Source organism: Providencia sp. PROV189 (assembly GCF_028480065.1).
Classification (GTDB): Bacteria; Pseudomonadota; Gammaproteobacteria; order Enterobacterales; family Enterobacteriaceae; genus Providencia; species Providencia stuartii.
On sequence record NZ_JAMPOG010000031.1, the window covers coordinates 78,197 to 92,409 of the forward strand.

A 14,213-nucleotide genomic window follows, 5' to 3' on the forward strand; every position below is an offset into this window, starting at 1 on the left:
TTTACCCCCCAAATAGGCGTTTCAAGAAACCTTTTTTCTCTTCTTCAATGAATCGGATAGGGCGCTCTTCACCTAAAATACGGTCAACACAGTCACTGTATGCCTGACCTGCATCAGATTCTGCGTCTAAGATGACCGGTTCACCTTGGTTTGATGAACGTAGAACAGATTGGTCTTCAGGGATCACACCAATTAATGGAATACAAAGTATTTCCAGCACATCTTCCATGCTTAACATATCACCACGCGTCACACGACCCGGGTTATAGCGGGTTAATAACAAGTGCTCTTTGATAGGATCGAGCCCTTTTTCGGCGCGGCGTGATTTAGAGGCGAGAATACCCAAGATGCGGTCAGAGTCACGAACAGAAGAAACCTCAGGGTTCGTGGTGATGATCGCTTCATCTGCAAAGTAAAGTGCCATTAATGCACCACTTTCAATACCGGCTGGGGAGTCACATACGATAAAATCAAAAGACAAGTCATTACTTAATTCGTCGAGTATTTTTTCAACGCCTTCACGTGTCAGTGCGTCTTTGTCACGAGTTTGTGATGCTGGCAGAATATAAAGATTCTCGGTGCGTTTATCTTTAATCAGTGCCTGATTTAATGTGGCATCACCTTGAATGACGTTAACGAAGTCATACACTACTCGGCGTTCACATCCCATGATCAGGTCGAGGTTACGTAGACCGATATCAAAATCGATCACAACCGTTTTTTTCCCTCTTTGAGCTAGGCCTGTAGCTATGGCCGCGCTTGAAGTGGTTTTACCGACGCCACCTTTACCAGATGTAACAACAATTATGCGTGCCATGAATAATTCCTTGTAAATAAGGTCTAAATTAAGTTTTCAATATTTAATCTGTTGTCAACGAGACAAAGTTTCGCTGCTTTGCCGAGAAATTCAGACGGGATCTGATCACTCAGCCAATATTCACCTGCAATAGACACTAACTCTGCTTGCAAGTGGACACAAAAAATTTGGCTTTCCGTATCGCCAGAAGCACCTGCAAGTGCTCGGCCTCTCATTATGCCATATATATGAATATTACCATCTGCCAACAATTCTGCACCTGCACTCACATTACTTGTTACGATGAGATCACTATTTGGTGCATAAATTCGTTGGCCTGAACGAACAGGGGCATTAATAATTCGTGTTTTCCGGTAATTAAACTCAGGTTCGGCGGGAGTGGCTACCTCGACCGGTGTATGAACAGCCTTAGGTTGAGTATCAACGGCTTTTTGGCTTTTCCCCTCATTGAGAACCGGTAAGCCTGCATCATTGACTTTCTTACGTAGCAAAGGATCGGTACATCCGCTTATTCCGACAACCCTTAAGCCAACCGATATAATTGCTTTGTGAATACTGTATAAATCAGCATTTGTGGTTAAATCAGCAATGTTGATAACCACTGGCGCATTTTTAAGGAAGTCAGGAGCTTGACTAACCTTATCTTGTAGCGCTTTTTTGATGAGTTTGGGTTCTTCACTGTGTAAGTGAAGAACAGAAAGAGTAAAACTACTGCCTTTGAGTTCTATTGGCGACTGTGACATCTATCCGGGCTCAGCAAATTAAAATATCCGAAACAAACTTCGGGTGACGATATTCTGTAAAACAATAGCATGTTATAGTTACTACATTCTTCAAGCAAGCCAATGAACTAAGAAAAAGAGTTAAATATAATGATTTGTGCAATATATCGTAGTCCTAACCGTGAACAAACATATCTTTATATTGAGAAGAAGGATGATTTTTCTCGTGTACCTGAAGAACTCATGAAACAATTTGGTACTCCTCAATTTGCGATGACCCTTTCCCTTGCAAACCGCGACAAGCTGGCAAATGCAGACATTGAGAAAGTCAAAGCTGATTTAATTGAAGTTGGGTATTATCTGCAATTTCCACCTCCAGTTGAAAACCTACTCGCTGAATATCGAGAGTCTTACAGCGAATAAAATTAGGATAATACTTAGATGTTAATTTACTTGGGGAGGTGATGTGATAAAACCAACGTTATTATTTACTTTAATTAGCGGCCTATTTTTAGCTAGCTGCTCAGCAAAACAACCTATTTTGGTTACACCACAGGCTGAGCAAGATGCCATGATTGCAAAAGAGGTGATCGCGCTAAATAAAGCTTTTCCACTCGAAGAGCGTGAACCATCGCAATTCCCTGCTTATGTGGAGTTGTTAAAAGAGCATGCATTAGCTCAAGGTATTCAACCTGCAACTATTGAACGTGGTTTCGCCCATATTCATTTTATTGAACGCGTTGTTAAGGCCGATAAAGGGCAACCGGAAAAAAGAGCAACGGTGACTTTAGAAAGTTATCTCAAGAATGTGCTACCTGCATCACGCATTAATGCAGGCGCGGAAAAATATTGGGAAAATGAGTCACTCTTAAATGCGATTAGCCATCGTTATGGCGTACCGCCCCAATATATTGTTGCGTTGTGGGGGCTAGAAAGTGGCTTTGGTCGCTCCCAAGGTAAAGAAGATGTTATCTCAGCATTAGCTACGCTTTCATTTGAAGGCCGCCGTGAAGCATTATTCAGTAAACAGTTGCTGGCTGCACTGGAAATTATGGATAAAGGCTATATACCGGAAGAGCAGCAGTTAAAAGGCTCTTGGGCAGGCGCCATGGGCCAAAGCCAATTTATGCCGACGTCTTATTTATCTTATGCGGCGGATGGTGATGGCGATGGCAAAATGGATATTTGGAACAATAAGGCGGATGTGTTTGCCTCAATTGCCAATTACCTGTCTACGGAAGGCTGGCAGTCTGCACTACCTTGGGGCTATCAAGTGAGCCTACCTACCGACTTTGATAAGCAACTGGAAGGCGTGAAAGCAGAGCAGGGCAAAACGGTTGCACAGTGGGAGCAACTTGGTGTTAAACTCCCTGCATCTGCGCAGTTATCACCCAATTTAAAAACGTGGGTTGTTATCCCTGATGATCCGTTAGGGCGTGCATACTTAGTAACTGAAAACTTCCGCACGATCATGCATTGGAATCGTTCATATTACTTTGCTTTGAGCGTTTGCCTCATGGCTGATGGCGTTGCTCAAAAAATACAATAACGATAATAGGAGTTACAACTATGTACCAACATCGTGACTGGCAAGGTGCCTTACTGGATTTCCCTGCAAACAAAGTGGTTTGTGTTGGCAGTAACTATGCGAAACATATAAAAGAAATGGGCTCAGCACACCCCGAAGAGCCTGTGATTTTTATCAAACCTGAAACGGCATTATGTGACGCTAACCAACCGATTGTTATTCCAAAAGATCTTGGCTCTGTACACCATGAGATAGAATTAGCGGTTTTGATTGGTATGCCCTTAAAAAATGCTGATGAAGATAGAGTTTCTCGCTCAATCGCGGGTTTTGCTGTGGCATTAGATTTAACATTGCGTGATTTGCAGGCAAAATTTAAAAAAGCAGGGCAGCCATGGGAAAAAAGTAAAGCGTTTGATGGTTCATGTCCTATTTCAGGCTTTATTCCGGTTAATAACTTTGGTGATCCGCAAAGTGCCCAGCTTTCACTGGAGATCAATGGGGAAATTCGCCAGTCAGGCTCTACTCGTGATATGATCACGCCAATATTACCTCTGATTAGCTATATGTCTCGCTTTTTTACTTTGCGTGCGGGGGATATTATTTTAACGGGAACACCAGAGGGTGTCGGGCCGTTGACATCGGGTGATATGTTAAAGCTCTCAATTAATGACCACTCGTTAACGACTCGAGTGATCTAATGATATAGGATTGATAAGTATTATGTCTCAGCCTTTCTGGCAGGTAAAAACGTTAGATGAAATGACTGACGATGAATGGGAATCACTGTGTGACGGTTGTGGTCAGTGTTGTTTACATAAGCTGATGGATGAAGACACGGATGAAATTTATTTTACTAACGTGGCTTGTAATCAATTAAATATCAAGACCTGCCAGTGTAAGCATTATGAAGATCGTTTCAGTTATGAGGCAGATTGTATCAAGCTCAATCGCTACAATTTAGAAACGTTTGAATGGTTGCCACACACTTGTGCTTATCGTTTATTGCTAGAAGGTAAAACCTTACCTGCATGGCATCCTCTTAAAACGGGGTCAAAAGCGGCAATGCACAGTGAGCGGATCTCTGTTCGCCATATCGCGGTTAGAGAAAAAGATGTGGTGGATTGGGAAGACCATATCATGAATCGGCCAGTAGATAGAACATCATCTTAATCAGATAAGCTTGATTTAGCCAATATGTTTGAATAACGCGACAGCCCTATTTTATAGGGCTGTCGTATTTTAAAACAGTGACGTATTAAAATTCTTCATAAACAGCAGGATCTTGATTGCGTAATCGACCATTAGCAGAAGATAAGTTATTTATTGCTTGCATATCTTCCGGCGATAATTCGAAATCATAAACATCAATATTTTCAATTTGGCGTGACGAATGCGCCGATTTCGGTATTGGTAATGCACCTAACTGTAAATGCCAACGTATGATAATTTGCGATACCGATTTATTATAGCGACTCGCTAAATTGAGTAAGGTTGGATTAGATAACACATCACCGGCACGACCTAATGGGCTCCATGATTGCGTAATGATCCCTTTAGATTGGTCATATTGACGCTGTTTGGCTTGATTAAAATTAGGATGCAGTTCAATTTGATTGACCACGGGAAGTATGCCCGTCTCTTTTTCTAATGTTTCTAGGTGTTCAGGGAGAAAATTACACACCCCAATACTTCTGATTAAACCTGAACGTTGTGAATCGATTAATGCTTGCCAAGCCTCAACAAATGTTCCTCTTTTCGGATTTGGCCAGTGGATCAAATAAAGGTCAACATAATCTAAACCTAATCGAGCCACTGATTCTTGGATAGTGTGCATGGCATTATTGTATTGTTGGTGTCGGCCAGGTAATTTCGATGTGACGGTTATTTGATCTCTAGGAACCGAGCTATTTTTAATGGCTTTGCCGACAATACCTTCATTCTCATAATTAAATGCAGTATCTAATAAACGATAGCCATGTGATAGCGCACTTTCAATAACCCGAACCCCATGTAAACCTTTTAATGAATATGTTCCAAAACCAATTTGAGGGATTTGGAATCCATCGAGTAATTCATATGATGGGATCATAGTGTCTCCTGATAGATGTCAAAACTGTACCCAATATATCACCGCGTAAGAACTTATTTTGTCGATTTGGGCAGTAGCAATAACATCATGATGGCAATGACCAAAGCGCAAACCGTCAGTAACACTCGGTCAATCGCTAATACAATAGGCCCAGCAGTGGCCGTTAAGTTAAATGTTAATGCGATAGCGGTTAAACAAAATGTCCAATAGCCATAACGTTTCGCACCGATCATTAACATGGCGAATAACAATAGGCCCACTAAGGAAACGTGTAAGAGTGGGTTATTTGATAAACCAAGTAAAAGCCCCCCTACAGCAGCACCGAGCAGAGTGCCTGCACCACGTTGTTTTAGCCTTTGCCAAGTTGCTGTCCGTTCAGATTTCATCACTCTTAAACCAGCAGCAGGTAACCAACAGGGATGAGAGCTAGGGAGCAGGGTTGCAAGAGCACTCCCGATGAGCGCAACGAGAACTATTGCCACAGAGAAGCGCTGTACTGCGGGAGTGCGCATATCAATTTGAGTTGTTGGTGCGGGAAGGTCATGACGGGGCAACAGAATATAAGCAATAATGACGCCCCAAAATGTACCGAGTGTAAATGCGATGCCATAAAATAAGCTACCCTGAGCGGGGACCTGACCAATTGATAGGAAATAAGCTAAAACGCCAAGGGCGATTGGTAAACGTAGATAGGTTGACCGCAATTCGGCATAGCCTTGAAAAAAAGCGCCAAGTCCAGAGCAAATAAAGAATAAAAGGCTACCAAGGGTGACATTAACACCGATTACCGCAAGAGCAGATAAAATGCAGGCTCCTTGCAGTAAAACATAAATAGGTTTTTTCGTGGGGAGTTTAGGAAATGATACAACTAATAAATATGCACCAAAAGAGATCAAAGTCCCTAACATGGGTTGCTTATAGAGGATAGCAATAAACCATGGAGCGATAACCCATAGAGAAAGTAAAAAGGCACTTCGGGTTTGGGGCAAAGAAATTGGCATTAGACGATCTCACCTTATAAATTAATCATATTCATACAGTGTATAAGTTGATAACTCAACGAATAACTTACTGAGAATTATTATAATTTTCCATCATCTCTATTTGAGCATCATTGATTGCCCCGCCAACCTATCACTCGGAAAATGACATAACCAGCGTATAGCAACATCAATATGCCACTCTGGTAGTCGTTTGTATTGCTATCTTCTATTTTTGTAAAATTAAGTAATTAAGACCTATCTTTTTCTTGAGTATGGCATGGTAAAGCCTCTAAAGGGAGGAGACCAAAATGCATCAAATGAAAACAGAAGTTGTGGTTATTAGACTCACTAAGCAAGAAAGAGCAGAGCTTGACGCTAAGAAAACTAAGCCCATTCTCTCAGACTGGTTAAAAGAGCTCGCATTTGCAGCCCCCGATAACCCAGACAATAAGAATATTGAAGGTAAACCCGCCTAGCGGAGTAATGATTTTATTCTCTACAAAATGGGCTTGCATGGTATATCTCAGTCAATAAAGGCGTTGAATGCAATTAACTTTATGGCTAATAGTAGGTTAATTGCATTCACATTAATGGAATGTAGCAGTTTAAGTCAGCAATTTTGTAAGGTGCTGTTAAAGAGGTTAACGGTAGTTTTAATTGATTGGTCGCTAACAATATGAAAGTAGTAACTTAACAACAATGTCGATTAAAGTTTGATCGGTGTGTGTAGTTGAAAGAGATCTAACTCTCACTTCTTACGATAACAGATATTCAATATACGATGTGTGCTTTATGTTATGGTCTAAATAAGTTGCATTAAACAGGCTTATTCGTTCCATTAATCTTGTTATCTTTAGATAGATTATTGCGCAAAGTGATCTAACTAACCTTAACTGAGCATCTTTTTTGTTCAGCGCTGGTGAAATAAAAAGCTATTTATACTCTTCAGGTGAGTTTTAGGACTATTCTTAAGGATGGTTTTGATATCTGAGTTAAGTCTCAATAGAGGGGAGGGTAAATTATTTTTTAACATTAGTTATCAAATGGTTACACATTTAAAAAAATTTGAATAGATCAAAAAATATGAAGAAAAAATGTGCATACATCAAATTAATTGATAACATTTACTAACAATAAGTAACCTTTGTTATTTCTTCATTAGCGCATTTTGGGTGCTAGGCAAGGAATAAAATAGCGAAATAAAAAGAACTTTTGAAATATAGTCAAATCACAAGTAATTATTCTACTTACTAGATCAAAATAAAGCCTATTACTTTCTGATTTATCGCTTAAGTTTTGCTTTTAATCTAAAAATACACCTTTATCCATATAATCATATTGTTTTACTCCTTACATGAGTAAATAATCCAATTATGATGCATTACCGTTATATCATAAATATATTCTCAAATGAGAATTAATTCCATCAATGAATAAACATAAAATTAATTTATATTATTTAAAACCCAAATATCATATTTAGACTAATATTTATTTTGAGTATATAAATTTAGAATAAGTAGTCACAATAAGGATAATCTTATTTAGAATAGTTTTTGCATTTATCTCTTTTATAAAATATCACTATAAGATCATTTTTTAGAATTTGTTAAAAACATAAAAATAAAAAACAAACAATCAATTTGATAAATTAGCGTAAAACGAGTAATACATCGTGTATATTCAATAAGGTTTTTCGATCAATAGCAGTTGTTTGATAGGCTAAGACTATTAAATTTTATTGTATCTCATGATAAAAACGATTTAATGTAATTTAAGTTTTTATGTATCCTCTCTCCGAAATCATATAGACCACGTTATGATTATTAATTCTAAAAATGGACTGATTAAGATAGAACTATATTTTTAATTAAATTATTAGCAGTAGCTTAAATACACGGAAATAAATGTGTAACCATATTAAACATATGGTCAACACCCTACGCTAATTATTTATTAAAAGACTAGGTGCTTAATAAGTTCTGTTTAGTGTAATAATAAAAACCCTCATATTAGGAAATGACAATGAAAAAAGTATTACTGACTGCAATTGCTACTGCAATTATTGGTGCATCTTCTGCTTACGCTGCAACTGAAAACGCTGGTGGTGGCCAAGTTAATTTTTACGGTAAAGTGACAGATGTTTCTTGTACTATTTCTGTTGACGGCCAAGGTAGTGACGCTAAAGTTTATTTGGCTCCTGTTTCAGTAAAAGAAGTTAAAGATGCAGGTGCAAATACTTACCTGAAACCAAAATCATTTGTTATTGACGTGACTAATTGTCAAGGTACAGCTGATGACACTACATTAAATGTTAACTGGACTGGTGGTAACGTATTAGTAGGTGCTTCTGGTGCAAACGAAGGTTATTTAGCTAACACTGATTCAACGGGTGCTGAAAATATTCAATTAGTATTAGCAACTAATGCTGATCCTGATTTAAAAACCAAAATCAACCCAACTAGTGCTACTCAACCTAAAGCAAAAACAGTTGATATTGCTGACGGTTCACGTTTCACTTATTACGTAGGTTACGCAACTTCTACGCCAGATACTGTTAGCAGCGGTATCGTAGAAAGCTATGCAACTTACGAAATTACTTACGAATAATATTAAATTAATTTAAAAGTAATATTTATCTAAGCGGTAGGTTAACTGCCGCTTTTATTTAGAGGTTCAAATGAAAGCAATTGTTTTATTCTTCTGCTTCGTTTTCAGTGCATCTTCATTAGCGAACAACATTATTGTTAACGGCACACGATTTATTTATCCTGGAAATGAAAAAGAAATTACAGTGCAGTTAAATAATACCGCGGATAGACCAGCTGTCGCACAAGCATGGTTAGATACCGGTGATGCATCTGAAACACCAGATACAATAAAAACACCATTTCAAATTACGCCTCCAATATCTCGTATTGATGCTAAGGGTGGTCAAACTCTCCGTATTAAATTAATGGATAAAAATGGACTACCACAAGATAAGGAAAGTTTATGGTGGCTGAATATTTTAGATATTCCACCGACAGTCCGAACTGCAGGAAAAGAAGATCAAAACTTTTTACAACTGGCAATTCGTTCTCGTTTTAAATTTATTTATCGTCCTGTAGGTTTAGGTAGCCGTGAATTAGCACCTGAAAAACTAATTGTGAGTGCTAATGGAAATAATCTGACTATAAATAACCCAACACCATTTTTTATTACCATTACAAAAATTTCTACAGATGGAAAAAATGGGTTAACTGATAAAGCGGTTATGGTGGCACCAAAAAGCCAGAGCTCAGTGGTATTGAAAAAAACAATTAAAGCAGGTGAAAACATTGTTTTGAACAATATCAATGATTATGGGGCGGACATAGCAGTTAAAACAACTGTTAAATAGGACAGAAAAATGAAACAGCGAGAGTTAATAAATAAATATAGTAATACACTCTCTGTGACCTGCTTTGTCACTGTATGTATGATGCCAACATTTTACGCGTGGGGGGCGGAAGGCACAACCTACGAGTTTAACAGTGGATTCATAGTAGGCAGCAAAGATAATGTTGATTTAGAACGCTTCAATACTGCTCCAATTAGTGAAGGTAAATATTCTGTTGATGTGTATACCAATGATAATTGGAAAGGACGCTATGATTTAAATATTGTTCAACAAAAAGATGGGAATTTAGGTGTGTGCTATACGCCAGCTATGTTGAGCAATTTTGGTGTTGATGCAGAAAAATTAAACCCACAACTAAATTCACAAGAATCCACCTGCTTACCTCTTAAAGAGTGGAATAATTTGAGTGAAGTGAATGATAAATTTCACTCATCTAATTTACGTCTAGATATTTCAGTACCCCAAATTTATGAACAACGTTTATCACGCGGGTATGTTGCGCCACAATTCTGGGAAAAAGGAATACCAGCACTTAATGTAGCCTATATGGCTAACTATTATGATAATCATACGAGCGGAGCTCAGGGGCAGAATGATGCCAGTGCGTATTTAGGATTAAATGCAGGGTTATCATTCGATGGCTGGTTGTTAAAACATATCGGTAACTTAAGTTGGCAACGTTCAGGAAGCACCAGTTGGAACAGCAACCAAACTTATTTACAACGACCTATTGCAAGTATGAAGTCAAAAATGACCGCAGGTCAGTTTTATACTGATGGCGATCTGTTTGACAGTATTAGCTTGCGTGGTGCAAAAATTGCGACAGATGACAGCATGTATCCTGATGGAATGACATCATATGCACCTGAAATTCGTGGTGTTGCCCAAAGTAACGCATTAGTCACTGTACGCCAAAATGGCTCGATCATATATCAAACTTCAGTACCACCAGGGCCGTTTATTTTAAATGATGTCTATCCATCCGGTTACGGTAATGACCTAAACGTCACCGTTAAGGAAGCAGATGGCAGTGAAAGTACTTTCAGTGTGCCATATTCATCGTTAGCACAACTGTTACGTCCGGGCTTTACACGTTATCAAGTCGCTGCTGGTAAGTCTGATACCGATGGTTTGCATCATCGCCCTTATATTATGCAAGGTACGATCCAACACGGCTTAAATAATACGTTTTCACTTTATGGTGGTGTTACGGCATTTGATGACTACCAAGCTTATTTAGTTGGTACTGGTATTAATACGGGGATTGGTGCGTTAGCACTGGACGTGACGCAATCTCGAACTGCGTTAAAACATCGAACCGATAATGGCCAAAGTTATCGTATCACTTTTAACCGACTGATATCGCAAACTGATACCAATATTTCATTGGCTGCGTATCGTTATTCAACGAAAGACTATTTTAATGTTAACGATGCGCTGTATGCGATCGATTATGATAAACGTGGTCTTTCAAATAACCGTTGGCGTGAAAAAAATGGTTTTAGCTATACAGTAAACCAAAACTTACCGGATGGATTTGGTGGGCTGTATTTTACAGGTCGTATATCAAGTTATTGGGAACGTTCTGGCACTGAGAAACAGTATCAGTTTAGTTATAACAACCAATATCAGCGCCTCTCTTATTCCATTAATTTTATGCGAGTCTACTCGGATAATAATAACTCACATGGAAAGAAAGACGACCGTATTAGCCTAAACCTAAATATTCCACTCTATTTTGGTGACAGCAGAAGTACCACATTAACCTCAAACACCGTATTTAATAATGAGAAATTTGGCTCAACTCAGCTCGGTGTTAATGGGGCACTAGATGATGAGAATAACTGGACTTATGGGCTAAATACCTCAACGGCTAGAGGTGGTGAACACAGTGTTGCAGTAAATACGGGTTATCGTACTCCTTATGTCAATACCAATGCTAATTATAGTCAAGGGCAAGGTTATCGCCAATTTGGCGTTGGTGCGAATGGCTCTGTTGTTGTGCATTCAGGGGGCGTTGTACTCACACCAAATACTGCAACGACAATGGCGTTGATTGAAGCCGAAGGTGCAGAAGGCGCTTCAATTATCAGTGCTCCAGGTGTACGCGTCAATCGAGGTGGTTATGCACTAGCACCATATGTACGACCTTATCGTATTAATAATATTGAAATTGACCCTAAAGGCAGTGCTGAAGATATCGTGTTCGAAAACACATCAAGCCAAGTCGTTCCTTATGAAGGCAGTATTGTTAAGGTGAAATTTGGCACTAAAGTTGAACGTAATCGGACTTTTAACGTTGTGCGTCTCGATAAAAAGCCAATGCCATTTGGCGCGGAAGTGACTAACGCTGAAGGTGAGTCAATTGGTGTTGTCGGACAAGGTGGCACGGTATTTATTAGTAACGAAGATGCCAAAGAAGCTATTGTGAAATGGGATAATGGGCAATGTGTATTTTCTCTGGAAGCAGGAACCAGTAAGGATAGTGTATGTCGATAAACACAATTTTACGTAATGGAATAGCACTGGCAGCAGTGCTATCGAGTATCCCCGCGTATGCTACATGCACCCGAAATAGTTGGGTTCCAGCCGAGAATATCGACATGCAATTTGGCCGAGTGGTTGTCTCCCCAGATCTTCCTGTAGGTAGTGTGATACAAGAAAAAACATGGCCGATAAAGGAAACTGGCAGTTATTGGGCACAGTGTTATGGTGGCACTGTTTTAGATGCCATTATAACAGCAAAGGGGCTGACTGAGGGGCCAAATAAAGTCTATAACACGAATATCCCAGGGATAGGATTGCGTTTCCAACGTATGGGGGCTGTAGCAATGACCTACCCAGATACGTTTAAAGTTAGTGGGAGTAATAGACAAAAGATCAATGTGTATTTAGCTGGCTCAACATTTAAGTTACAAATCATTAAGACAGCAGAAAATACAGGCTCAGGGCGAATTACCCAAGGTGAGTATACTCGTTATGGTTACAAACCTAATTCAGTTGAACCAGCGATTATTACTTATTTATCGGCTGATGCCATTACCATTGTATCGCCATCTTGTAAAATTATGACAGGTAAAAACCAAGATGTTCATCTAGATACGGTTAAGCGCACCGATTTTAAAGGTCGAGGAACTACTGCGGGTGAGAAAAAGTTCCCTATTAATTTAATGTGTAATGGTGGAGTGAGTATTTCTCCCGATTCGGTTTCTGTAAACATGAGTTTCTATGGAAGAAATGCACCGAATACCAACCCTCAAGATGGGGTTCTGGATAACACTGCAAAATCGTCCCCGGCACAAGGTATTGGTGTGCAAGTTCTTACCGACAAGGGAGTAAAATTAACTTGGGGTAAGAGTTATAAGGTTGGGGAGTTAACAACTGCACTCGATAAATATATTAATACGAACTATATTGCTCGCTATTACCAGTATGGAGACAAAGTGACTGCTGGTGATGTGCAGGCTGTGATGCAATTCAACATAACCTATGATTAATAGGGGAGCCCAATGAAAAACTGGATAATACTGATGCTTTTTTCAGCGGTAGGTTATGCAAATGCATTACCAACTTTTGAAACTAACTATGATGAAGGCAAGGTATCTTTTGCGGGTAAAGTTGTTGATGTTTCGTGTGTAGTTTCCGTGAATGACCAAGGAAGTGATGCGAATATCTATCTTGCTCCAATTTCACTTATGGAAATTCATAATAGTGAAGGTGGTGCCTATTTAAAATCAAAAATGTTTACTATCAAGTTATCACAATGTCAATCTGTTGAGCATAATGGTGAAGTTGTTGATGCCGATCTCAATAAAATCAGTGTAACTTGGGCGGATGGTTACTTGGTGCCGAAAACAAACTTTGAAACTGCGGGGCTTCTGAAAAATATGTTAGTTGATGGTGCAAAAAATATTAACTTTGCATTATCCATCAATAATAACACGATTCTAGATGCTGATAATAAAATTATTCCAGCAGATCCTCAGCAACTTAAAGTCACACCGAAAATATCAGATAATAAGGATGCAATTTTCCAATATTATATTGGTTACACAGCAGAGAAGGCGAGTGATGTGACAACTGGGTTGATGGCAAGTTATGCGACATATGAAATCCAGTATAATTAACATATAAAAACATGTAGGTTAAATAAAAATAACATAGCGATTTAATCGCTATGTTATTTTTTTGTTTAGGTGATTAGGTTTGAAATATAATTGTCTAATTACAGATGTATCATAAATGTAATAATATAGATTGAAATATTAGAGCGAGTTTTTAGAGTGAATAATAACACTCTCTGCTGTATATTTTAGCTCTTGACTCTTAATATTAATTGTTTCATCTTGCATAGAGTAATCCTCTTCAGTAATACATCCTTGAAAGAACCAGTCTATAGGGCATTTCAACGCAATCGCTATGCTAACTAAGTGATTTAGAGGTATTTTATTGATTCCATTCTCATAGCGAGAGACTTGCTGTTGGCTGATATTTAATTTTTTGGCTAAATCAGCCCCCGAAAGGCCTAATTCTTTTCGCCGTGTTTTTATCTTAATTCCAATAAAATAATGAATGTCCATGTGACACCCTCGATTGATAAAGGGATTGTAGAGTATAATGCTAATGCATTATAAAATTATACAATATATAAAATCTTAAAAAAACAATTAATTTCAATATATCGGTTATTTA

The 14,213-nt window shown here is 38.6% G+C and carries 15 protein-coding genes; 10 read left to right on the top strand and 5 right to left on the bottom strand.

Going from position 1 to position 14,213, the window contains the following annotated elements; all coding sequences use genetic code 11:
- Position 1: 1 nt before the first annotated feature.
- Both minD and minC read right to left on the bottom strand, forming a co-directional pair.
- Positions 2–817, bottom strand: a complete 816-nt coding sequence (minD, locus tag PR833_RS16635) for a septum site-determining protein MinD (protein ID WP_004919516.1) — start codon at positions 815–817, stop codon at positions 2–4.
- A 23-nt stretch (positions 818–840) separates the two neighbouring features.
- Positions 841–1,560 carry a septum site-determining protein MinC gene (gene minC, locus PR833_RS16640; protein ID WP_004919519.1) on the bottom strand — a complete coding sequence of 240 codons (720 nt, stop codon included), beginning with the start codon at positions 1,558–1,560 and terminating at the stop codon, positions 841–843.
- A 129-nt stretch (positions 1,561–1,689) separates the two neighbouring features.
- Between minC and PR833_RS16645 the strand changes: the two genes are divergently transcribed.
- The 4 genes from PR833_RS16645 to PR833_RS16660 are packed head-to-tail and all read left to right on the top strand — an operon-like array spanning position 1,690 to position 4,237.
- Positions 1,690–1,962 (top strand): YcgL domain-containing protein, encoded by a 273-nt coding sequence (locus tag PR833_RS16645; protein ID WP_004919520.1) that lies wholly within the window; start codon positions 1,690–1,692, stop codon positions 1,960–1,962.
- A gap of 43 nt (positions 1,963–2,005) precedes the next feature.
- Positions 2,006–3,088, top strand: coding sequence for a lytic murein transglycosylase (locus tag PR833_RS16650; RefSeq protein WP_004919522.1), 1,083 nt, complete (start codon positions 2,006–2,008; stop codon positions 3,086–3,088).
- Between the two features lie 20 nt (positions 3,089–3,108).
- A complete protein-coding gene (locus PR833_RS16655) occupies positions 3,109–3,765 on the top strand; it encodes a fumarylacetoacetate hydrolase family protein (RefSeq protein WP_004919523.1) in 657 nt (218 codons plus the stop codon).
- Positions 3,766–3,784: 19 nt separating this feature from the next.
- Complete coding sequence (locus PR833_RS16660) at positions 3,785–4,237, top strand: YcgN family cysteine cluster protein (protein ID WP_088499444.1); 453 nt, start codon at positions 3,785–3,787, stop codon at positions 4,235–4,237.
- An 85-nt stretch (positions 4,238–4,322) separates the two neighbouring features.
- On the opposite strand, the gene PR833_RS16665 is transcribed toward PR833_RS16660, so the two are convergent.
- Both PR833_RS16665 and PR833_RS16670 read right to left on the bottom strand, forming a co-directional pair.
- On the bottom strand, positions 4,323–5,156 hold the full coding sequence (locus PR833_RS16665) for an aldo/keto reductase (RefSeq protein ID WP_004919527.1): 834 nt from the start codon (positions 5,154–5,156) through the stop codon (positions 4,323–4,325).
- A 53-nt stretch (positions 5,157–5,209) separates the two neighbouring features.
- On the bottom strand, positions 5,210–6,157 hold the full coding sequence (locus tag PR833_RS16670) for an FUSC family protein (protein WP_004919529.1): 948 nt from the start codon (positions 6,155–6,157) through the stop codon (positions 5,210–5,212).
- 290 nt (positions 6,158–6,447) lie between these two features.
- Here PR833_RS16670 and PR833_RS16675 point away from each other — a divergent pair, with 290 nt between their 5' ends.
- The 6 genes from PR833_RS16675 to PR833_RS16700 all read left to right on the top strand — a co-directional run bounded on the left by PR833_RS16675 (position 6,448) and on the right by PR833_RS16700 (position 13,648).
- A complete protein-coding gene (locus PR833_RS16675; RefSeq protein WP_004919531.1) occupies positions 6,448–6,615 on the top strand; it encodes a hypothetical protein in 168 nt (55 codons plus the stop codon).
- Between the two features lie 1,549 nt (positions 6,616–8,164).
- The gene (locus PR833_RS16680; RefSeq protein WP_004919533.1) at positions 8,165–8,749 is read left to right on the top strand and encodes a fimbrial protein; all 585 of its coding nucleotides are present in this window, start codon (positions 8,165–8,167) and stop codon (positions 8,747–8,749) included.
- 70 nt (positions 8,750–8,819) lie between these two features.
- Complete coding sequence (locus tag PR833_RS16685; RefSeq protein WP_072502244.1) at positions 8,820–9,521, top strand: fimbrial biogenesis chaperone; 702 nt, start codon at positions 8,820–8,822, stop codon at positions 9,519–9,521.
- A gap of 9 nt (positions 9,522–9,530) precedes the next feature.
- Positions 9,531–12,020 carry a fimbria/pilus outer membrane usher protein gene (locus PR833_RS16690; RefSeq protein WP_040133104.1) on the top strand — a complete coding sequence of 830 codons (2,490 nt, stop codon included), beginning with the start codon at positions 9,531–9,533 and terminating at the stop codon, positions 12,018–12,020.
- On the top strand, positions 12,011–13,018 hold the full coding sequence (locus PR833_RS16695) for a fimbrial protein (protein WP_053110940.1): 1,008 nt from the start codon (positions 12,011–12,013) through the stop codon (positions 13,016–13,018). The genes PR833_RS16690 and PR833_RS16695 overlap by 10 nt, the downstream gene beginning before the upstream one ends.
- Before the next feature lie 12 nt (positions 13,019–13,030).
- Positions 13,031–13,648, top strand: coding sequence for a fimbrial protein (locus PR833_RS16700; protein ID WP_004919541.1), 618 nt, complete (start codon positions 13,031–13,033; stop codon positions 13,646–13,648).
- 138 nt (positions 13,649–13,786) lie between these two features.
- On the opposite strand, the gene PR833_RS16705 is transcribed toward PR833_RS16700, so the two are convergent.
- Positions 13,787–14,101 carry a helix-turn-helix domain-containing protein gene (locus PR833_RS16705; RefSeq protein ID WP_004919544.1) on the bottom strand — a complete coding sequence of 105 codons (315 nt, stop codon included), beginning with the start codon at positions 14,099–14,101 and terminating at the stop codon, positions 13,787–13,789.
- Positions 14,102–14,213 lie beyond the last annotated feature (112 nt).

Bases quoted from the DNA above. Each gene is read 5' to 3' on its own strand.
- minD (WP_004919516.1), bottom strand. From the start codon at position 817: ATGGCACGCATAATTGTTGTTACATCTGGTAAAGGTGGCGTCGGTAAA.
- minC (WP_004919519.1), bottom strand. From the start codon at position 1,560: ATGTCACAGTCGCCAATAGAACTCAAAGGCAGTAGTTTTACTCTTTCT.
- PR833_RS16645 (WP_004919520.1), top strand. From the start codon at position 1,690: ATGATTTGTGCAATATATCGTAGTCCTAACCGTGAACAAACATATCTT.
- PR833_RS16655 (WP_004919523.1), top strand. From the start codon at position 3,109: ATGTACCAACATCGTGACTGGCAAGGTGCCTTACTGGATTTCCCTGCA.
- PR833_RS16665 (WP_004919527.1), bottom strand. From the start codon at position 5,156: ATGATCCCATCATATGAATTACTCGATGGATTCCAAATCCCTCAAATT.
- PR833_RS16670 (WP_004919529.1), bottom strand. From the start codon at position 6,157: ATGCCAATTTCTTTGCCCCAAACCCGAAGTGCCTTTTTACTTTCTCTA.
- PR833_RS16675 (WP_004919531.1), top strand. From the start codon at position 6,448: ATGCATCAAATGAAAACAGAAGTTGTGGTTATTAGACTCACTAAGCAA.
- PR833_RS16680 (WP_004919533.1), top strand. From the start codon at position 8,165: ATGAAAAAAGTATTACTGACTGCAATTGCTACTGCAATTATTGGTGCA.
- PR833_RS16685 (WP_072502244.1), top strand. From the start codon at position 8,820: ATGAAAGCAATTGTTTTATTCTTCTGCTTCGTTTTCAGTGCATCTTCA.
- PR833_RS16690 (WP_040133104.1), top strand. From the start codon at position 9,531: ATGAAACAGCGAGAGTTAATAAATAAATATAGTAATACACTCTCTGTG.
- PR833_RS16695 (WP_053110940.1), top strand. From the start codon at position 12,011: ATGTCGATAAACACAATTTTACGTAATGGAATAGCACTGGCAGCAGTG.
- PR833_RS16700 (WP_004919541.1), top strand. From the start codon at position 13,031: ATGAAAAACTGGATAATACTGATGCTTTTTTCAGCGGTAGGTTATGCA.
- PR833_RS16705 (WP_004919544.1), bottom strand. From the start codon at position 14,101: ATGGACATTCATTATTTTATTGGAATTAAGATAAAAACACGGCGAAAA.